We start from the raw sequence: 19,827 nt of genomic DNA on the forward strand, positions 1-19,827 counted from the left end.
GCTCAGCGGCCGAGCATCGGCAGCTTCAGGCCGGCTTCGCGTGCCGTCTGCTGCGCGAGTTCGTAGCCGGCATCCGCATGGCGCATCACGCCCGTCGCCGGATCGTTCAGCAGCACGCGACCGAGACGCTCGTGCGCTTCAGCCGTACCGTCGGCGACGATCACGACGCCCGAGTGCTGCGAGAAGCCCATGCCGACACCGCCGCCGTGGTGCAGCGACACCCACGATGCGCCGCCTGCCGTGTTCAGCAGTGCGTTCAGCAGCGGCCAGTCGCTGACCGCGTCCGAACCGTCCTTCATCGATTCCGTCTCGCGGTTCGGGCTCGCGACCGAACCCGTGTCGAGGTGGTCGCGGCCGATCACGATCGGCGCCTTCAGTTCACCGTTCTTGACCATCTCGTTGAACGCCTGGCCGAGGCGATAGCGATCCTTCACGCCGACCCAGCAGATCCGTGCCGGCAGGCCCTGGAACGCGATGCGCTCACGCGCCATGTCGAGCCAGTTGTGCAGGTGCGGATCGTCGGGGATCAGCTCCTTCACCTTCTGGTCGGTCTTGTAGATGTCTTCCGGATCGCCCGACAGCGCAACCCAGCGGAACGGGCCCTTGCCTTCGCAGAACAGCGGACGGATGTACGCCGGCACGAAGCCCGGGAAGTCGAACGCGTTCTCGACGCCCATTTCCAGCGCCATCTGGCGGATGTTGTTGCCGTAGTCGAGCGTCGCCGCGCCGCGTTCCTGCAGATCCAGCATAGCCTGCACCTGGACGGCCATCGACTGCTTCGCGACCTTCACGATGCTCTGCGGATCGACCTTCTGCGCTTCGCGCCATTGCGCGACGGTCCAGCCTTGCGGCAGGTAGCCGTTGATCGGGTCGTGCGCGCTCGTCTGGTCGGTCACGCAATCCGGCGTGATGCCGCGCTTGACGAGTTCCGGGAACACGTCGGCCGCGTTGCCGAGCAGGCCGATCGACACGGGCTTGCCCGTGCGCTTCGCTTCCTCGATCATGCCGAGCGCTTCGTCGAGCGTCGTCGCCTTCTTGTCGACGTAGCGCGTCTTCAGGCGGAAGTCGATGCGCGTCTCGTCGCATTCGACCGCGATCATCGAGAAGCCGGCCATCGTCGCGGCCAGCGGCTGCGCGCCGCCCATGCCGCCGAGGCCGCCCGTCAGGATCCAGCGGCCCGACGGGTCGCCGTTGAAGTGCTGGTTCGCGACCGAGAAGAACGTTTCATAGGTACCCTGAACGATGCCCTGGCTGCCGATGTAGATCCAGCTGCCGGCCGTCATCTGGCCGTACATCATCAGGCCCTTGCGATCGAGCTCGTGGAAGTGGTCCCAGTTCGCCCAGTGCGGCACGAGGTTCGAGTTCGCGAGCAGCACGCGCGGCGCATCCTTGTGCGTGCGGAACACACCGACCGGCTTGCCCGATTGAATCAGCAGCGTTTCGTTCTCTTCGAGATCCTTCAGCGACGCGAGGATCTGGTCGTAGCATTCCCAGTTGCGCGCTGCACGGCCGATGCCGCCGTAGACGACGAGCGCATGCGGGTGCTCGGCGACTTCCGGGTCGAGGTTGTTCTGGATCATCCGGTAGGCCGCTTCGGCCAGCCAGGTCTTGCAGGTCTTCTCGCTGCCGCGCGGCGCGCGGATCGTGCGCGTCGGATCGAGACGGGGATCGATGTGTTTCGGATGGTTCATGACGACTGCTCCCGAAGGAAAATGACTATCAAATAGGAATCAGAAATGCCCGGTGAAGCGATAACGGCTGCCGGGATGCCACAGATTCGCCACCGAGGCGACGACGCCCTGCGACCAGGTGCGCCGATGTAAAACCAGACACGGCTCGACGTCGTCCATCCGCAGCTGCTCGCGCCGTTCCGGCGCCGGGGCCGCCGCTTCGATCCGGTACTCGACGCGCTGCAGCGGCGCCGCGCGCATCAGGTACAGGTTCGGCGTCGTGTTCGTGAAATCCTGCTCGGCGTAATCCGGCGCGACCGCCGGATTCACCCACCGTTCTTCGAGCTGCACGGGCTCGTCGTTCTCGAAGTGCAGCACCTGCGAATGAAACAGCTTCGTGCGCACGGCCACCTGCATCTCGTCGGCGAGCGCCTCGTCGGCGCGGATCGTGTCGAGACCGAGCACGCTGGCGTGATACGCGTGCCCGCGTGCGCCGACTTCCTCCGAGATGCTGCGGATCGCCACCAGCGTCGACTCGTACTTCGGCCGTGCGACGTAGGTGCCCGCGCCCTTCATGCGCGTGAGCACCTGCTCGGCCGTCAACTCGCGCAGCGCGCGGTTGACGGTCATGCGTGCCACCTTGAATTCGCGCGCCAGCTCGTTCTCGGACGGCACCTGGTCGCCCTCCTCCCACTCACCGGCGTGGATGCGGCCCAGGATGAAATCCTTGATTTCCTGGTAGACCGGCGCGCTCATCAGCTTACTGTTCCGATGCGAACGAGAACGGGCTGATCTTCGCGAACGCGCGCTCGCCGACGAGCTTCGCGATCGCTGCGATGTCCGGTGCGAAGTAGTGGTCGAGCTCGTAATGCGCAACCTTGCCGCGGATCGTTTCCATCGCGGGCGCCAGCTTCGGGCTCGTGTGATACGGCGCGCGCAGGTCGACGCCTTGTGCGGCAGCCAGCAGTTCGATCGCGAGGATGTGCTTCGTGTTGTCCGCGATGTCGGCGAGCTTGCGCGCGGCGAACGTCGCCATCGACACGTGGTCTTCCTGGTTCGCGGAAGTCGGCAGCGAGTCGACCGACGCCGGGTGCGCGAGCGTCTTGTTTTCCGATGCGAGTGCGGCCGCCGTCACGTGGGCGATCATGAAGCCCGAGTTCACGCCGCCGTCCCGCACGAGGAACGGGGGCAGGCCCGACAGCGTCGCGTCGATCAGCAGTGCGATGCGGCGTTCGGCCAGCGCGCCGATTTCCGCTGCGGCGAGCGCGAGGTTGTCGGCCGCGAACGCGACGGGCTCGGCGTGGAAGTTGCCGCCCGACAGCACTTCGCCGGTGTCCGGGAAGATCAGCGGGTTATCCGACACGGCGTTCGCTTCGACCAGCAGCACGTCGGCCGCATGGCGCATCTGGTCCAGGCACGCGCCCATCACCTGCGGCTGGCAGCGCAGGCTGTACGGATCCTGCACCTTGTCGCAGTCGCGGTGCGACTGGTTGATCGGCGAGCCTTCGAGCAGGTCGCGATACGACGCCGCTGCGTCGATCTGGCCCTGGTGGCCGCGCAGTTCATGGATGCGTGCGTCGAACGGCTTCACCGAACCGGCGGCCGCGTCGACCGACAGCGCGCCGGCGACGAGCGCCGTGCGGTACAGGTCTTCGATCGAGAACATGTTGTCGAGCGCCAGTGCGGTCGACGCCTGCGTGCCGTTCAGCAGCGCGAGGCCTTCCTTCGCCTGCAGCGTCAGCGGCGCGAGGCCCGCGACGCGCAGACCGTCGAGCGCGCTTGCACGCTCGCCGCGGATGAACACTTCGCCGACGCCGAGCAGCACGGCCGACATGTGCGCGAGCGGCGCGAGGTCGCCCGATGCGCCGACCGAACCCTTCACCGGGATCAGCGGCAGCACGTCCGCGTTGAACAGCTTGATCAGCGCGTCCATCACTTCGCGGCGGATGCCCGAGTGGCCGCGGCCGAGGCTCGACAGCTTCAGCGCCATCAAGAGGCGCACCGACGAACGCGCCATCGGCTCGCCGACGCCGACCGCGTGCGACAGCACCAGGTTCTTCTGCAGCAGCTCGAGCTGGTCGTGCGGGATATGCGTGCTGGCCAGGCGGCCGAAGCCCGTGTTGATGCCGTAGGCCGGCTCGCCCTTCGCGGCGATGTCGGCGACAGCCTTCGCGCCGGCGTCGATCTTCGCGAAGCTGGCCGGGTCGAGCGTCAGTTGCACGGATTCGCGTGCGATCTGGCGCAGTTGCGGGAGGGTCAGGTGGCCGGGGGTCAACGTAATCATGTGAGCAATCCTGTCTAGACAAGTTCGGAATGGATTGAAGTGTAGCCACGTCAACTTGTCTAGACAACCCGTTTTTCACCGATTTCGACTTGGGAGTTTCCCTGATGTCCGGCGCGGCCCGCCGGATCGGTCGACGGGATCCGGCGCTTAACATATGTTGCAATTATTTTGTATTTGGCAACATACGGATCAGCATTCACCCCGGAGACCGCCATGCCTTTCCCGTCACGATTCGCCGGCCGGTTCGGCCGCCCCCTGCTCGTCGCCGCATGCACGCTCGCGTGCGGCGCCGCGCTCGCCGCCGAGCCGCTGTCCGGCACGCTCGACAAGATCCGGCAGAGCAACCTGATCTCGATCGGCCACCGCGAAACGTCGGTGCCGTTCTCCTACGTCGATGCGGGCGGCAAGGTGATCGGCTTCTCGCAGGACCTGTGCGACCGCGTGATCGCGGCCGTGAAGGCGCGCACCGGCAAGCCCGACCTGCAGGTGCGCTTCATCCCGGTCACGTCGCAGAACCGCATCCCGCTCGTTCAGAACGGCACCGTCGACCTCGAATGCGGCGTGACCACCAACCTCGCCGCGCGCCACGCGCAGGTCGCGTTCTCGACCACGTTCTTCGTCGCGACGACGCGGCTGCTCACGCGCACGACGTCGGGCATCCACGACTTCCCCGACCTCGCCGGCAAGACGGTCGTGACGAACCAGGGCACGACGTCGGAACGCCTGCTGCGCAAGATGAACGAGGAAAAGAAGATGAACATGCAGATCATCAGCGCGAAGGACTACGGCGAAGGACGCCTCACGCTCGAATCGGGCCGCGCGGCCGCGTACATGATGGACGACGTGCTGCTCGCGGGCGTGCGTCAGCTCGCCGCGAAACCGGCCGACTGGCAGATCGTCGGCACGCCGCAGTCGTCGGAAGCCTACGGGTTCATGCTGCGCAAGGACGATCCGCAGTTCAAGGCGCTCGTCGACGGCGTGCTCGTGCAGTTGATGAAGCGCGGCGAGATCAACGCGCTCTACGACAAATGGTTCATGAAGCCGGTGCCGCCGAAGGGGCTGTCGTTCGACTTCCCGATGAGCGACGTGATCAAGGCGCGCTACGCGGCGCCGAACGATGCGCCGCTCGAGTGAGCGCCGCGCGGCGACATCGGCTCATGCGCGCGTCCACGCGACGCACGCCGCGTAGCCGGGCGCCGCGTCGAGCCACGCCGCGTCGAACGCCGCGACGCCGGCGGCAGGCGCGGCCGGTTCGACGATCGTCGTCGCGGGTGTCGCCGCGTCGCGCGGCGGCACGACCGCGAACGCACGCAATCCGCCGACGATGCCGGTGCCGAGCGCCTTCAGCAGCGCCTCCTTCGCAGACCAGACGCGCAGGAATGCGCCCTCGCGCTCGCCGGGCGGCAGGCCGTCGAGATACGCGACCTCGGCAGGCGCGCAGACTTCGCGCGTCAGCGCGCGCCAGTCCACCGCGCGGTTGCCGCCCTCGATATCGACACCGACGCGGCCCGCCGGCGCCCACGCGAGCAATGCATGCTCGCCCGCGTGCGACACGTTGAAATCGAGCGACGCGCGATGCGCGGGGTCCAGTGACGGCCGCCCCGATGCGTCGACGACGATCGCGACCGCATGCGGTGCGATACCGAGCGCCGCACCGAGTACGTCGCGCAGCGCGGCGCGCGTCGCGGCACTGCGCACCGCGTCCTCGTGCCGCAGGAAGCGCGCGGCCCGTGCGCGCTCGTCGTCGTTCAGCGCCGCATACGCGGGCGACACGAGCGGGACGCGCCAGTCGAAATCGACGCGCGCGATCCGCACGCCCGCGCGGGACGCGGCGCGCGGTGTGTCGAGTGCCAGCACGCGCCACGCACGGGGCGTTTCTACCTGGAAAGCGGAAGCGGACGGGATGGACATCGGCGCGGCAGCCTGTGCTGGGGAATGAAACGTCCGATGTTAATCGATCGCGCCGGCACGCGGCCGCCGAAGCGGCATCGGGAAGCGAACGGGTACCGCGCGTTGCGTTCGTTCGCTTCCGCCGGGTCACCCGTTCGCGGCCACACCCGGCAGGCCGCCAACCGCCACCTGTCCGCGCGATGCGGGGTGAAGCGCATGCACGGCGCCCGGCGCGTCGGCCGGCAGCACCCCGTGTTGCAGCCAGTACAGCGCGACGGGCCACAGCGTGTCGGTGAAGCGGCTGTGGAAAAACGCGAAATGGCCGATCGCGTCGACGCCGATGTCGGCCGGCGCGATCCGCAGATGCGTGACGTGGCTACCCGCGTAGTAGCCGACCAGCCGCTCGATCGCGTCGACCGTGCCGAACGCGTCGTCGTCAATGCCGATCGCGAGCATCGGCGCCGTCAGCCCCGCAAAACGCGCCGGCAACGCCGTGCGGCTCACGGCGCCGGCATCGAGCACGCCGCCGATGTAGCCATCCTCGAAACGCGGCTGCGCACGCGCCCAGGACAGCGCGACGCCGCGCGGCGTGTCCTCCATCCAGCCGAGCCGCTTCGCGGGTACGTAGCCGAATACGGCCGCGAGCGCGGGCATCGCGACGTGCCACTTCCACCACATGCGGCGCCGTTCGGCCGGCAGATAGTCGCGCCAGTACGCATACTGCGCGCCGACGGTCACTGCATGCCGCACATGCACGTTCGATGCCGCGAGCCCGAGCAAGCAGCCACCGATGCTATGCGCGACGACGTCGAGCGGCTGGCCCGGAAACGCGTCGCGCGCGTACTGCAACGCGGCTTCGCAATCGAGCCGCCCCCAGTCGAGCCAGTTCGCGCGCAGCTTCGCGAGCCGCGCCGGGCGCGACCCGCCGATGCCGCGATAGTCGTAGACGAGCACGTCGCGCCCCTGCGCGAACAGCCAGGCCGCGAAACGGAAGTAGTAGTCGCAGCGCACCGACGTCGCGCAATTGATGACCGTCACGGGCCGCGCGGCGCCGCCGCCGCGATGACGCCAGACATGGCCGCGCAATTCGTAACCGTCGGCGGCGCGCAGCGTCACGGGCTCGGGCGGCAATGCGCCTGCCGCGCGACTACCCTGCGCCGCCCCGCTTCCTTCGTTCGACATCATCGTCCTGTCTCCTGTCGGTCCGAGTTAGTGCATTAGCGCTGACTCAAACTCCATGTTTCGCGGTCGGTCCCAATTAGCGCCTCAGCGCTTACTCGGATTTCATGCTTCGCGATCGGCCCAGTTTGCGCTTCAGACCTTGCCCAAGCCCTCATGCTTCGAGGACAACCAGCGCAAGCGCATCGGCGCCTGAGCGGGCCCCGTGCTTCGCGAACCGCTGCCCGCGCCCACCGCCCAGCCTCCATTGAACTTGACGCGTGCCGCGTTCTCAACCAATCTTGCTGCTCCGTTCGCATGAGTCACGCGCATGTCAACGCCACTCGTCCGCCTCCCTTCGCTCGATCTCGTCCGCGGTTTCGTCGCCGTCGGCCGCCGCATGAGCATCACGCTCGCCGCGCAGGACCTGTGCGTCACGCAGTCGGCGGTCAGCCGCCAGATCCATGCGCTCGAAGCGCATCTCGGCGTCGCGTTGCTGCAGCGCGGCTACCGGAAGATCGCATTCACGCCGGAAGGCGAACGTCTGTTCCGCGTCGCGGATGCGGCGCTGTACGGGCTGCAGGACACCGTCGCGTCGCTCGCCGCCGCGCGCGAGCGCCAGCCCGTCACGATCACCGCGAGCATCGGCGTCACCGCGCTGTGGCTGCTGCCGCGGCTTGGGCGCCTGCAGGCTCGCCTGCCCGGGATCGACCTGCGTGTCGCCGCGAACGACAAGGTACTCGATTTGCGCGCCGAAGGCATCGACCTCGGCATCCGCTACTGCCCGCGCGAGCGCGCGCCGGCCGGAGCGCTGCGCCTGTTCGACGAGATCGTCGTACCGGTCGCGCATCCCGCGCTCGCCGCGCAGCCGGTCACGAACGCCGCCGCGATCGCCGGTCACGTGCTGCTCGAATTCGACGGGCCGCCGCAACCGCAACTGCAGTGGCATGCGCACCTGCACGCCGCAGGCCTCGGCGACGCGCGCCCGAAAGGCGTGCTGCGCTTCAACCAGTACGACCAGGTGATCCAGGCCGCGATCGCGGGCCAGGGCGTGGCGCTCGGCCGGCTCGCGCTCGTCGCGCCGATGCTCGCGGACGGCCGGCTCGCGGTGCTCGGGCCGCACACGCAGGCGCTGTCGGATGCATACGGCTACTGGTTGTTCCAGCACGATCCGGCCCCGCGCCGCGAAGTCGCCGACGTGCGCGACTGGATGCTCGCGGAAGCGGCCGAATGCGATGCGGCCATGCGCGCGCACGGCACGGCATCGGCATGAGCCGGCTGTCCCGAGGCGCGTCACCGTGCGCTGTCGCCGTCACTCCGTCGCATTCCTCTCACGCATGTCAACCTGACCGAATGATCGCTTGAGCGACGGCGGCCCCGATCGTCTAATCGGATCGAGCGCGGCCGCTTCGCCGCGCGCCCTCATCCGGAGACACGCATGACCCCGATCGAGCAGGAAGTCCGGCGCCGCTGGCTGCCCGTGCTGGCAGGCGGCCTGATCATGGGCGCCGCGCTCGGCATCCGCCACGTGCAGGGCCTGTTTCTCGCACCCGTATCGCTCGACCACGGCTGGTCGCGCGAGGCGTTCGGGCTCGCGCTCGCGCTGCAGAACCTGATCTGGGGCATCGCGCAGCCGTTCACGGGGATGATCGCCGACCGCTTCGGCTCGGTGCGCGTGATCGTCGCCGGGATGCTGCTGTATGCGGCCGGGCTCGTCACGATGGCGCATGCGGGCACCACCGGCCTGTTCACGGTCGGCGCCGGGCTCGTGATCGGCATCGCGCTGTCGGGCTCGGCGTTCGCGTCGATCTACGGCGCGTTGAGCCGCCTGTTTCCGCCCGACCGGCGCGGCTGGGCGCTCGGCGTCGCGGGCGCGATCGGCGGGCTCGGCCAGTTCTGCATGGTGCCCGTTGCGCAGGAACTGATCGGCGGCATCGGCTGGCGGCATGCGTTCATCGCGCTGGCGCTCGTCGCGGCGCTGCTCGCGCCGCTCGCCGTGCTGCTGCGCGACCGGCCCGCCCAGGCGGCCGGCGCGGACGCCGGCCCCGGCCAGTCGATCGGCGACGCCGTGCGCGAGGCGTTCGCGCATCGCGGCTTCTGGCTGCTGAACGCGGGCTTCTTCGCGTGCGGCTTCCAGCTCGCGTTCATCGCGACGCACCTCCCCGCCTACCTGCTCGACCACGGGCTGCCCGCGCGCCACGCGAGCGTCGCGCTCGCGCTGATCGCGTTGACCAACGTGGCCGGCACCTATGCGTGCGGCCATCTCGGCGGGCTGCTGCGGCGCAAGTACGTGCTGTCGGTGCTGTACCTCGTGCGTGCGCTCGCGATGGCCGCCTTCGTCGTCGCGCCGCTGTCGCCCGCGAGCGTCTACGTGTTCGCGGCCGTGATGGGGTTCACGTGGCTCGGCACGGTGCCGCTGACGAACGGCGTGATCTCGCAGGTGTTCGGCGTGCGCTACATCGCGACGCTGTTCGGCTTCGTGTTCTTCGGACACCAGCTCGGCAGCTTCTTCGGCGTCTGGCTCGGTGCGGTGGTGTACGACGCGACGCATTCGTATCTGCCGCTGTGGATCGGCTCGATCGCGCTCGGCGTGCTCGCGGCGCTGCTGCACCTGCCGATCGACGACGCGCGAGTCGCGCGTCCGGCATCCGGCAACGCGGCATGGGCATGATCCGTACGATGCTGGCCGCCGGCACGCTCGCGTTCGTCGCGTGGTGCGGCGCGGCCTACTTCGATTCGGGCGTCGCGTACGCGCTGCTCGAGCACGTCGCGTTCTGCAACTGATGCGGCAGGCCGGGGCAGGCAGTCAGCGGCGCTTCGGCAACGCGGCCAGCGCATCGAGCGCGCGGGCGCGCGCGGCCGCATGCTCGACGAGCGGCTCCGGATAGTCGACGCCGAGCCGCACGCCGGCCGCGTCGAGTTCCAGCGGCGACGCTTCCCACGGCGCATGGATCGATGCGTTGTCGAGGCCGGCAAGCTCGGGCACCCAGCGCCGCACATACACGCCGTCCGGATCGAACTTCTGCCCCTGCGCAACCGGATTGAAGATGCGGAAATACGGCGCGGCATCGGCGCCGCAGCCGGCCACCCACTGCCAGCTCGCCGCGTTGTTCGCGGGGTCCGCATCGACCAGCGTGTCCCAGAACCACGCTTCGCCCGCGCGCCAGTCGATCAGCAGGTGCTTGATCAGGAACGACGCGACGACCATCCGCACGCGGTTGTGCATCCAGCCGGTCGTCCACAGCTCGCGCAGGCCCGCATCGACGAGCGGATAGCCGGTCTGCCCGCACTGCCACGCGTGCAGCGCAGCAGGATCGTCGCGCCACGGCATCGCGTCGAACTGTGCGCGGAAGTTGTCGGTCGCGAGCGCCGGGAAGTGATACAGCAGCGTGTAGCTGAACTCGCGCCAGCCGAGCTCGCTCAGGAATTTTTCGGCGTCCGCCGCGTACGCCGCGCCGCCTGCGTGCGCGGCACCCTGCACCGCGTGCCACACCTGTCGCGGCGACACGTTGCCGAAGCGCAGGAACGGCGACAGCCGGCTCGTCGCGGGCCGGTCGGGACGATCGCGCGCATCCGCATAACCGGCGAGCGACGTGGTCAGGAAGGCGTCGAGTTGCGCGTGTGCGCCGGCTTCGTCGGGCGCGGGCCACGCATCGCGCAGGCCGCCGGCCCAGTCCGGCGCGCGCGGCAGCCACGCGAGCGCGTCGAGCGCCAGCGCCCGGTCGCGCACGGTCTTCGGCCACGGATGAAATGCGATCCGCTCGGGTTCCGGCAGCGGCACGGCAACCGTACGGTCGCGGCGCGCCGCACGCCAGTACGCGGTGAACACCTGATACGACCCGCCGCTGCCCGTCAGCACCTCCCACGGTTCGTTCAGCAGGCTGCCGTTGCTGCTCTCGACCGCGACACCGCGCGCCTTGAGCGACGTCTTCAGCGCCGCGTCGGCGTCGCGCTGCGGCTGTGCATAGCGGCGGTTCCAGTACACGGCTTGCGCGCCCGTATCGTGCACCACGCGCTCGATCTCGCGCTGCGCGTCGCCGCGCAGCAGCAGCAGGCGTCCGCCATGACGCGCGAGCGCGGCATCGAGCCCGGCCAGCGACCCGTGCAGCCACCAGCGCGCCGCGCCGCCGGGCGGACGCCCGGCACCGTCGCCGCTGTCGTCGACGAATACGCAGACGAGCGGCCGGCCCGATTCGACCGCGCGCGTCAGCGCGGGCTGGTCGGTCACGCGCAGATCATCGCGGAACCAGACGATCGCAGGGGCAACGGACGACTTGGCAGGCACGGGTACCTCGATGGCGAAAGCGCGAAGAGATGCGTATTGTCGCGGCTGCGCGGCGTGGTGTCGACGCCGCCGACGGTCGCGCCAATTGCGCCGCCCGCCGCGCCCGGTGAAACGCCTTAGTCCATTCCGACGATTCTTCGCCGCGGGCACCGGCCTACGCTCGATGTCGGGTGCGCCGCGCTGCGCGAGTCGGGCCGGCCGATACCGGCCCCGCGGGCGCCGGTCCGCACCCGTCACGTGCGCCGGCCGATGCCGGCGCGACGCCTTTCGACCGCCGCGACGCCTCCGGCCCTCCGGGCGCGCACGGCTTCATCCGATACGCCGCCATGACCAAACCCTCGAATCTCGTCACCTCGATCACCGTCGACATCGACGCGCCAGCCTCCGTCGTGTGGGAAGTGCTGACCGATTTCCCGCGCTACGGCGAATGGAACACGTTCTGCATCGGCTTCGAAACGACCGGCAAGCTCGGCGATTCCGTGCACATGCAGGTGCGCATTCCGGGCACCGAGACGGTGATTCCGGTCAGCGAGATCCTCGTCGCGTACGAGCCCGAACGCCTGCTGTCGTGGGAGCAGCGCCCGACCGACGACAACAAGGACGCCGCGCGCCGCGACCAGTACATCGACGCGAACGGCGCGGCGCGCTGCCGCTATTTCACGACCGACCAGTTCCTCGGCGTCAACGCGGACACGATCATGCAGCACCACGGCGCCTGGGTGAAACAGGGCTTCGACCAGTGCGCGCGCGACGTGAAGCAGCGCGCCGAAGCGCTGCACGCGGCACGCACGCGCAAAAGCGCGTGACCGGGAGCGGCCGATGCCCGATCTGCAAACGCTGTCCGACCACCACGACATCCGCGAGCTGGTCGTCGCGTATTCGAGCGCGATCGATGCGCGCGACTTCGATGCGCTCGACTCGGTGTTCACGCCCGACGCGGCGATCGACTATCGCGCGATGGGCGGCATCGCCGGCCGCTTTCCGGACGTGAAGGCATGGCTGCGCACCGTGCTGCCGCAGTTTCCGCGGTACCAGCATCTGGTCGGCAACCTGTCGATCCGGCTCGACGGCGACACCGCGCGCGGCCGCACGATCTGCTTCAATCCGATGGAAGTCGCGCTGCCGGACGGCGGCACGCAGGTGATGTTTCTCGGGCTGTGGTACGTCGACCGGTTCGTGCGCACCACGCAGGGCTGGCGCATTGCCGAACGCGTCGAGGAGCGTTGCTACGGCCACAACGTGCCGGCCGTGCTCGCGGGCGCGACCGGCTGAACCGGCCGCGACGCGTGCGCCGTGCGAAAGCGGCACGGCGCACGCGCGGCCGTTGCGGCATCAGTCGAGCCGGAACGCGGCCTCGAAGCGCTCGGCGAATGCGTCGAACTCGGCTTCCGGCAGATGGTTGATGCCGCCCGCCCGCTTGCGCCCGCCGCCGGTCGCAAACCCGCGGCAGAACTCGTCCGCACCGATCGGCCGGCCGTCGGGCACGCGCACGCTGACGACCAGCCCGCCCTCCGCGCGCGGCGACAGCACCGCGAGCGCCGCATGCGGCGCATTGCGCATCCGCTCGTTCGCGAGCATGCCCGTCGCGCGCCGCGCCCACGGATGATCCGGCATCCGGACCAGCGTCGCGCCCGGCACCTCGCGCAGCGGCGCGAGCGCGCAGGCGCGCGCCATGTCATCGCGGTATCCATCGCGCAGCGCGGCGAACACGGCCGTCTCGCGCACGAAATCGAGCGGATCGGTGCACGGCAGCATCGCGTCGGCGAGCGCCGCCGGATCGAAATGCAGATCGCCGACGCATTCGCCGTACGCGTTGTAGTTCAGGTAGAGCCCGAGTTCGGCGAGCGTGCAACGCTCGGCCTCGCCGATCCCGTGCTCGCGCGCGAGCGCATCGCCGAGCGCCGGCAGTTCGTCGCCGAATGCCGCGACGATCGCCCAGCGCACGTGCCGGCCGCCGAGATGACGGTTCACGATCGCGCTCGTGCAGACGTCGGCCGCCGTGTCGATATGCGCGTCGAAGCGCGGATCGTCGGGCAGCTCGCCCGCGAAGTGATGATCGAAATAGCGGACCGTCGTGCCGTCGCGCAGCAGCCGCGCGCACGCGTCGCGGTTCTGGTCGTGCGACACATCGAGCACGGTGACGATGTCGCCCGCGCGCGCGTCGATCCGCTCGAGCAGCCTGATGTCGCGCTTCACGCCCGTTACGAGCGTGCCGCGCACGCCCTCCGCGAGCCGCAGTTGCTGAAGCGCGCACAGGCCGTCCGCGTCGCCGTTGAACGCGAAGAAATGCTGCGCGTGTCGGGTGTCCTGCATGATCCGTTGCTCCATCGTCAAGGCATGAAATCGCCGCCGTTCGCGTCGAGCGTCGCGCCCGTCACCGCATTCGCGTAATCGGACGCGAGAAACAGCGCCGCGCGCGCGCAATCGTCGTCGGTCGGCAGCTTCGCGAGCGCAATATTGGACGCGATCGGCGCGATGATCTGCTCCTCTGTCATCCCGTTGTCGGCCGCCGCCTGCCGGAAATACGTCTGCGTCGGCACGCCCCACATCCAGCCCATGTGGATGCTGTTCGCGCGAATGCCGTGCATGCCGAGTTCGCGCGCCAGGTATTTTGCCGCAACCGCGAGCGCGCCCTTCGATACAGCGTAGCCGCCTTCCCCTGCAAACGGCTTGCGGGTTGCCTGCGTGTTGATCATCACGATCGCGCCGCGCTTTTGCCGCTTCATGTGCGGCACGACTTCCTGCGTCAGCGCCATCGTGCCGAACACGTTGGTATCGAACACCGCGCGCCAGCCGTCGAGGTCGGCTTCTTCCACCGGCTCCGGAAACGTGCCGTGCACGAATGCGCTGTTCACGAGCGCGTCGATCCTGCCGCAGCGCTCGACGGCCTGGGTCGCGAGCTGTCTGCATTGCGCGCGGTCGGTGATGTCGGTCCTCACCTTCAGCACGTCGCAATCGACGCCGAGCGCCCGGATCCGTGTTTCCGCATCGTCGAGCTTGTCCATCGTGCGCGCCGCGACGACCACGCCGCGTGCGCCCTCGCGTGCGGCCTCGACCGCGAGCTTCACACCGAGCCCCGGCCCGATCCCGGAAATCACGACGATCTTGTCCTTCATCAACATGCGTTGTCTCCTGGTTGTCGTTCGTCTCGCGGGTGCGGCCGTCAGCCGGCCGCCCGCAGGTGCCGCGCGCGATACGCGGCGAAGTCGTGCGCGAGCTGCGCATCGGTGAAGCCGAAGCGCGCGATCGAATAGTCGTGGGCCGCGCGCTTGTCGCGGCCGTTGCGCGCCATCCAGCCCGTCATCGCCGCGCGCTGCGCCGCATCGAGCGGCATCCCGGCGAACGCATAGACGGCTTCGGCCACGCCCAGCGGATTCGACACGGTGTCCTCGAATCGCACGTCGAGAAACCGGTCGGCCGGCAGCGCGTCGCGCGCGGTCATCGCCGCACCGATCGCGCGCGCCATCCCCGCGTTCCACTGCGCGCCGACGGCGAGCGGATCGGGTTCGTCCGCATACATCTGCCACAGCGTGTGCGCCATGCTCGCCATCGACGGAATCGTCTGCGCGGGATCGCGGTGCGTGAGCACGACCTGCGCGCGCGGAAACACGCGGCACAGCACGTCGATCGCATGCAGGTGCTGCGGTGTCTTCAGCAGCCAGCGCTGCGCCGGCGCCACGCCGCGCCGCGCCTTCTGCCACTGCAGGAACTGCAGCATCCGCTTCAGGTACGTGTAGACCGGCGTGAGATCCTGCCGCGCGAGCCACGCCGTATAGCGCGGCACGTTCGCGTACGAATCCATCGCGCACACGAACGAATGCTCCATCAGCATGAACTCCTCGTCGGCGAGCATCGCGTCGAGCGGATGGATCGTCAGGATCTGCGGAATGCACTCGATCATCGTCGCGACCTCGGCCTGCGCGCGCGCGATGCGCACGGCCGGCGCGTCGAGCGTCTCGCCGGCAAGCGGCGCCGGGTAGCGCGTTTCCCACCATGCAGCCGAATGAAAGCGCGGATCGACGGCCAGCAGCCGCTGCAGCAACGTCGTGCCCGTGCGCGGCAGGCCGACGATCACGAGCGGATCGTCGATCGCGATATCCGCGATCTCCGGGTGACGCCCGAAGTAATCCTCGACGACGAGCCGGTTCACGAGCTGGCCGACGAGCTTTTCGCGCATCATCTCCGCGCCGCGCGCGGACAGCGCCGCTTCGTCGATCAGCGATGCGCACATCACGTCGAGCGCCTCGCGATACGGCCCGTCGCCGAACGCGGTGAGCCCGCCCGTGCGCGACACGGCCTCGGCAATCAGGCCGTCGGGGGCCAGCAACGGACGAATCCGGTCGAGCGGCGCGTTCATGCGGCCTCCTTCAACGTTGCGCGCTTCACGACGCGCGTGCGCGGATGTACCGGTTGCGCAGCGCCGACCCAGCGCCAGCAGATCGTGCCCGTGCGATGTCCGGCCGTATCGAGCCAGTTCGCATCGCCCGGCTGCGCGGATGCGACCACGACTGTCACGCCACCGTCGGCATTCAAACGCGCGCTGTGCTTGTTCACGCAGATGTCGAAGTGCCGGTAGTCGAGCGACTCCATCCAGTAGTTGTTGAGCTGCACGTTCCAGAAGTCGCAGTCGGGCACCGTGTCGACATCGATCACGAGCGCCTCGTCGTCGGCCAGCTCCCAGCACGAGTGGTAGTAGTAGATGTTCGGGTCGCCGCCGACCGACTGGCACAGCGCCTGGTCGGCGGGCGGCAGCGCGTTCACGTGCGACCGGTAGCTCGCGGCCCAGTCCGCGAACAGCTTCGACGTCTGCTCGACGAACTGCGCGGCGCGCGCGAGGCCACCCTGCAGCGCGAGCGGATCGAGCGGCGCCGGGCGATCGTCCGCGCCGATGCGCGCGATCTTCAGTTGTGCAGGCGTTTCAGCACGCCGGTCGAGGAAGGTCTGGCGCACGAGCAGCGCATTCGTGCCCGGCTCCATGCGCACCCAGTTGCCCTCGCGCGGCGTCTCGCTCAGCACGATCTCGAAGCTGCCGTCCGGTGCGATCTCGAGCTGCTTCGCATCGAGAAAGCCCGTCTGCAGCATCTTGCCGTCGGTCTCGTAGCCGCCCTTCTGCGTACCGAAGCTCAGGTACGCAACCGTGCCGCGCCGCCCCGTCACGCGGTATTCGCAGCGGCCGTCGAGGCGTGCGTACTGGTACAGGTTGTCGGGATTGTCGGCACCGATCTTCGCGGTCTCGTGCGACGGCGAGAAGAAGCCGGGCCAAGCGCCGTCCGCGAATTCGACGTGCATTTCGAGCGCGATGCGCATCAGCCGGCTCAGGTAGCGGAAGCCTTCCGCGCGCGTCAGCGGATCGTCCGGCGCTTCCGCGCGCAGGATCTGTTGTCCGCTGCGTTTCAGGGTGTCGCAGAAATCGGCCCAGGTCTGGCCCGAAAGCAATTGCGTGGCTCGTGTGTCGTCCGTCATGTGTCGTCTCCGCCGATGGTCGAGCGCTCACCTTAAGCGCCACCGCCGCGCGCCACTTCGTCCGGGTGGACTAAGGAAAGATCCGCTCCACCGCCGCATGCCGGTTTAGTCCACCCGGACGAAGAGCGGCACGCCGCTCGCTCGATACCGTTGGCGTCATGCACGAAACGCCGCACATGTCGCGCGGCACCGGCATGAAACAAGGAGACGAACGATGTTGACCCACTTGGAGCGGCTGGAGGCCGAAAGCATCCACATCCTGCGCGAGGTGGTGGCCGAGAGCGAGAACCCGGTGATGCTGTATTCGATCGGCAAGGACAGCTCGGTCATGCTGCATCTCGCGATGAAGGCGTTCTACCCGGCGAAGCCGCCCTTTCCGCTGCTGCACGTCGATACGACGTGGAAATTCCGCGAGATGATCGCGTTTCGCGACGAGACGGCCGCGCGCCTCGGCCTCGACCTGCGCGTGCACATCAACCCCGACGGCGTCGCGAACGATATCAATCCGTTCACGCACGGCTCGGCCGTGCACACCGACGTGTGGAAGACGCAGGGGCTCAAGCAGGCGCTCGACCACTACGGTTTCGACGCCGCGTTCGGCGGCGCGCGCCGCGACGAGGAAAAATCGCGCGCGAAGGAACGCATCGTGTCGCTGCGTTCGGAGCAGCACCGCTGGGACCCGAAGCGCCAGCGGCCCGAGCTCTGGTCGCTGTACAACGCGCGCAAGCGCAAGGGCGAAAGCCTGCGCGTGTTCCCGATCTCGAACTGGACCGAGCTCGACATCTGGCAGTACATCCAGCTTCACGACATCCCGATCGTGCCGCTCTACTACGCGAAGGAACGCCCCGTCGTCGAACGCGACGGCGCGCTGATCATGGTCGACGACGAACGGCTGCCGCTGCGTGACGGCGAGCACCCGCAGATGCGCAAGGTGCGCTTTCGCACGCTCGGCTGCTATCCGCTCACGGGCGCAATCGACAGCGATGCGACATCGCTCGACGACATCCTGCAGGAGATGCGCGAGACGCGCACGTCCGAGCGTCAAGGACGGCTGATCGACAGCGATTCGGCCGGTTCGATGGAGAAGAAGAAACAGGAGGGATATTTCTGATGGCACACGTACTCATTGCGCCCGACAAACGCGCGCGCCACGCCCCCGACGCGCCCGCGACCGGTGACGCCCCCACGCAAACCCAGGACCTGCTGCGTTTCATCACGTGCGGCAGCGTCGACGACGGCAAGAGCACGCTGATCGGCCGCCTGCTGTACGAATCGAACATGCTGTTCGACGACCAGCTCACGCAGCTCGAAGCCGATTCGAAGAAGGTCGGCACGCAAGGCGGCGAGCTCGATTTCGCGCTGCTCGTCGACGGCCTGTCGGCCGAACGCGAGCAAGGAATCACGATCGACGTCGCGTACCGCTTCTTCGCGACCGCACGACGCAAGTTCATCGTCGCCGATACGCCCGGCCACGAGCAGTACACGCGCAACATGATCACCGGCGCGTCGACCGCCGATCTCGCGGTGATCCTGATCGATGCGCGCAAGGGCGTGCTCACGCAGACGCGCCGCCACAGCCATCTCGTCGCGCTGATCGGCATCCAGCGCGTCGTGCTCGCGATCAACAAGATGGATCTCGTCGGCTACGACCAGGCCGTGTTCGACCGCATCGACGCCGACTATCGCGCGTTCGCGGCCGAACTCGGGCTCGCGGACATCGTCAGCATCCCGATGTCGGCGCTGCGCGGCGACAACGTGATCGCCCCGAGCGCGCGGATGCCGTGGTATGCCGGCCCGTCGCTGATGCAGCATCTCGACCGCCTGCCGCTCGCCGCACGCGTGACGCGCGACGAACCGTTCCGGCTGCCCGTGCAATGGGTCAACCGCCCGCACCTGAATTTCCGCGGCTACGCGGGCAGCATCGCGTCGGGCGAGATCCGCGTCGGCGAGCGCGTGCGCGTGCTGCCGTCCGGCAAGGAGAGCCGCGTCGCAACGGTGATCACGCAAAGCGGCGAAAGCGACATCGCGCGCGCCGGCGACGCCGTGACGCTGACGCTCGCCGACGAGATCGACATCAGCCGCGGCGACATGATCGCGCGCGCCGATGCGCCGCCGGAAGTCGCCGACCAGTTCGAAGCCACGCTCGTGTGGATGCACGACGAGCCGCTGCTGCCCGGCCGCCCGTACCTCGTGAAGCTCGGCACGCAGACGGTCGGCGCGACCTGCGCGACGCCGAAGTACAAGGTCGACGTGAACACGCGCGAGCACCTTGCCGCGCGTACGCTCGCGCTCAACGAGATCGGCGTGTGCAACCTGAGCCTCGACCGGCCCGTCGCGTTCGATCCGTACGACCGCAACCGCCATACGGGCGGCTTCATCGTGATCGACCGCTTCACCAACGACACGGTCGGCGCCGGGATGCTGCACTTCGCGCTGCGCCGCGCGCACAACGTGCACTGGCAGGCCGTCGACGTCGATCGCGACGCACGCGCGGTGCAGAAGGCCCAGACGCCGCGCATCGTGTGGCTGACCGGGCTGTCGGGCGCCGGCAAGTCGACGATCGCGAACCTCGTCGAGAAGCGGCTGCACGCGCTCGGCAAGCACACGTACCTGCTCGACGGCGACAACGTGCGGCACGGGCTCAATCGCGATCTCGGCTTCACCGAGGCCGATCGCGTGGAGAACATCCGGCGCGTCGCCGAAGTCGCGCGGCTGATGCTCGACGCGGGGCTCATCACGCTCGTGTCGTTCATCTCGCCGTTCCGCGCGGAGCGCGACATGGCACGCGCGATGGTCGGCCCCGACGAGTTCGTCGAGGTATTCGTCGACACGCCGCTCGCGGTCGCGGAGGAACGCGATCCGAAGGGCCTGTACAAGAAGGCGCGGCGCGGCGAGCTGAAGCACTTCACGGGCATCGACTCGCCGTACGAGCCGCCCGCGCAGCCCGAACTGCGCGTCGACACGGTGGCCGAGTCGCCGGAGGAAGCGGCCGAGCGCATCGTCGCGTACCTGCTGCGCGAGCGTACGGCGTAGGCGCCGCAAGCGGGCAGCCCGGCGGTTGCCCGCTTGCCCGCGTC

The 19,827-nt window shown here is 68.8% G+C and carries 18 protein-coding genes; 8 read left to right on the forward strand and 10 right to left on the reverse strand.

The genetic code is table 11. From position 1 onward, the window contains the following. Positions 1 to 2: 2 nt before the first annotated feature. Genes hutU through hutH form a run of 3 tightly spaced genes read right to left on the reverse strand, consistent with a single transcriptional unit; the run spans position 3 to position 3,954 of the window. Positions 3 to 1,691 (reverse strand): urocanate hydratase, encoded by a 1,689-nt coding sequence (gene hutU / locus ACWMMN_RS11405; RefSeq protein WP_059233678.1) that lies wholly within the window; start codon positions 1,689 to 1,691, stop codon positions 3 to 5. 39 nt (positions 1,692 to 1,730) lie between these two features. Further along, complete coding sequence (gene hutC, locus ACWMMN_RS11410) at positions 1,731 to 2,426, reverse strand: histidine utilization transcriptional repressor HutC (RefSeq protein ID WP_011352609.1); 696 nt, start codon at positions 2,424 to 2,426, stop codon at positions 1,731 to 1,733. 4 nt (positions 2,427 to 2,430) lie between these two features. Beyond that, positions 2,431 to 3,954 (reverse strand): histidine ammonia-lyase, encoded by a 1,524-nt coding sequence (gene hutH / locus ACWMMN_RS11415; RefSeq protein WP_059233677.1) that lies wholly within the window; start codon positions 3,952 to 3,954, stop codon positions 2,431 to 2,433. A gap of 213 nt (positions 3,955 to 4,167) precedes the next feature. Between hutH and ACWMMN_RS11420 the strand changes: the two genes are divergently transcribed. Next, a complete protein-coding gene (locus ACWMMN_RS11420; protein ID WP_059233676.1) occupies positions 4,168 to 5,088 on the forward strand; it encodes a glutamate/aspartate ABC transporter substrate-binding protein in 921 nt (306 codons plus the stop codon). A 21-nt stretch (positions 5,089 to 5,109) separates the two neighbouring features. Here the strand turns inward: ACWMMN_RS11420 and ACWMMN_RS11425 are convergent, their stop codons facing one another. Beyond that, complete coding sequence (locus tag ACWMMN_RS11425) at positions 5,110 to 5,865, reverse strand: 4'-phosphopantetheinyl transferase family protein (protein ID WP_174994625.1); 756 nt, start codon at positions 5,863 to 5,865, stop codon at positions 5,110 to 5,112. A gap of 126 nt (positions 5,866 to 5,991) precedes the next feature. Continuing rightward, on the reverse strand, positions 5,992 to 7,029 hold the full coding sequence (locus tag ACWMMN_RS11430; protein ID WP_059233674.1) for an alpha/beta hydrolase family protein: 1,038 nt from the start codon (positions 7,027 to 7,029) through the stop codon (positions 5,992 to 5,994). Between the two features lie 304 nt (positions 7,030 to 7,333). Here ACWMMN_RS11430 and ACWMMN_RS11435 point away from each other — a divergent pair, with 304 nt between their 5' ends. The 3 genes from ACWMMN_RS11435 to ACWMMN_RS11445 all read left to right on the forward strand — a co-directional run bounded on the left by ACWMMN_RS11435 (position 7,334) and on the right by ACWMMN_RS11445 (position 9,786). Next, positions 7,334 to 8,275 (forward strand): LysR substrate-binding domain-containing protein, encoded by a 942-nt coding sequence (locus ACWMMN_RS11435; RefSeq protein WP_059233673.1) that lies wholly within the window; start codon positions 7,334 to 7,336, stop codon positions 8,273 to 8,275. Between the two features lie 165 nt (positions 8,276 to 8,440). After that, positions 8,441 to 9,673 carry an MFS transporter gene (locus ACWMMN_RS11440; RefSeq protein WP_059233672.1) on the forward strand — a complete coding sequence of 411 codons (1,233 nt, stop codon included), beginning with the start codon at positions 8,441 to 8,443 and terminating at the stop codon, positions 9,671 to 9,673. Continuing rightward, positions 9,664 to 9,786, forward strand: a complete 123-nt coding sequence (locus ACWMMN_RS11445) for a hypothetical protein (protein ID WP_059233671.1) — start codon at positions 9,664 to 9,666, stop codon at positions 9,784 to 9,786. The genes ACWMMN_RS11440 and ACWMMN_RS11445 overlap by 10 nt, the downstream gene beginning before the upstream one ends. Positions 9,787 to 9,808: 22 nt before the next feature. On the opposite strand, the gene ACWMMN_RS11450 is transcribed toward ACWMMN_RS11445, so the two are convergent. Continuing rightward, positions 9,809 to 11,287, reverse strand: coding sequence for a cryptochrome/photolyase family protein (locus tag ACWMMN_RS11450; RefSeq protein WP_059233670.1), 1,479 nt, complete (start codon positions 11,285 to 11,287; stop codon positions 9,809 to 9,811). Between the two features lie 326 nt (positions 11,288 to 11,613). Here ACWMMN_RS11450 and ACWMMN_RS11455 point away from each other — a divergent pair, with 326 nt between their 5' ends. Beyond that, positions 11,614 to 12,093 (forward strand): SRPBCC domain-containing protein, encoded by a 480-nt coding sequence (locus ACWMMN_RS11455; RefSeq protein WP_486422675.1) that lies wholly within the window; start codon positions 11,614 to 11,616, stop codon positions 12,091 to 12,093. Positions 12,094 to 12,106: 13 nt separating this feature from the next. After that, positions 12,107 to 12,559 carry a nuclear transport factor 2 family protein gene (locus ACWMMN_RS11460; RefSeq protein ID WP_059233669.1) on the forward strand — a complete coding sequence of 151 codons (453 nt, stop codon included), beginning with the start codon at positions 12,107 to 12,109 and terminating at the stop codon, positions 12,557 to 12,559. A gap of 60 nt (positions 12,560 to 12,619) precedes the next feature. On the opposite strand, the gene ACWMMN_RS11465 is transcribed toward ACWMMN_RS11460, so the two are convergent. From ACWMMN_RS11465 to ACWMMN_RS11480, 4 genes are read right to left on the reverse strand one after another with little or no spacing between them, the layout of a single operon-like run. Then, positions 12,620 to 13,600 (reverse strand): hypothetical protein, encoded by a 981-nt coding sequence (locus ACWMMN_RS11465; protein ID WP_059236680.1) that lies wholly within the window; start codon positions 13,598 to 13,600, stop codon positions 12,620 to 12,622. Positions 13,601 to 13,617: 17 nt separating this feature from the next. Then, complete coding sequence (locus ACWMMN_RS11470; RefSeq protein WP_486422676.1) at positions 13,618 to 14,409, reverse strand: SDR family oxidoreductase; 792 nt, start codon at positions 14,407 to 14,409, stop codon at positions 13,618 to 13,620. A gap of 41 nt (positions 14,410 to 14,450) precedes the next feature. Continuing rightward, positions 14,451 to 15,644 (reverse strand): sulfotransferase family protein, encoded by a 1,194-nt coding sequence (locus tag ACWMMN_RS11475; RefSeq protein ID WP_059233667.1) that lies wholly within the window; start codon positions 15,642 to 15,644, stop codon positions 14,451 to 14,453. Further along, entirely contained in the window at positions 15,641 to 16,750 is a 1,110-nt protein-coding gene (locus ACWMMN_RS11480; protein ID WP_174994631.1) for a DUF1214 domain-containing protein, read from the reverse strand. The genes ACWMMN_RS11475 and ACWMMN_RS11480 overlap by 4 nt, the downstream gene beginning before the upstream one ends. Positions 16,751 to 16,964: 214 nt before the next feature. On the opposite strand from ACWMMN_RS11480, the gene cysD reads away from it, so the two are divergent. Both cysD and cysN read left to right on the forward strand, forming a co-directional pair. Then, positions 16,965 to 17,861 carry a sulfate adenylyltransferase subunit CysD gene (cysD, locus tag ACWMMN_RS11485; RefSeq protein ID WP_059233665.1) on the forward strand — a complete coding sequence of 299 codons (897 nt, stop codon included), beginning with the start codon at positions 16,965 to 16,967 and terminating at the stop codon, positions 17,859 to 17,861. Further along, positions 17,861 to 19,783, forward strand: a complete 1,923-nt coding sequence (cysN, locus tag ACWMMN_RS11490; RefSeq protein WP_059233664.1) for a sulfate adenylyltransferase subunit CysN — start codon at positions 17,861 to 17,863, stop codon at positions 19,781 to 19,783. Before cysD ends, cysN begins: the two co-directional genes overlap by 1 nt. Positions 19,784 to 19,827: the final 44 nt, after the last annotated feature.

The organism is Burkholderia cepacia complex sp. TUM26381 (assembly GCF_057439935.1).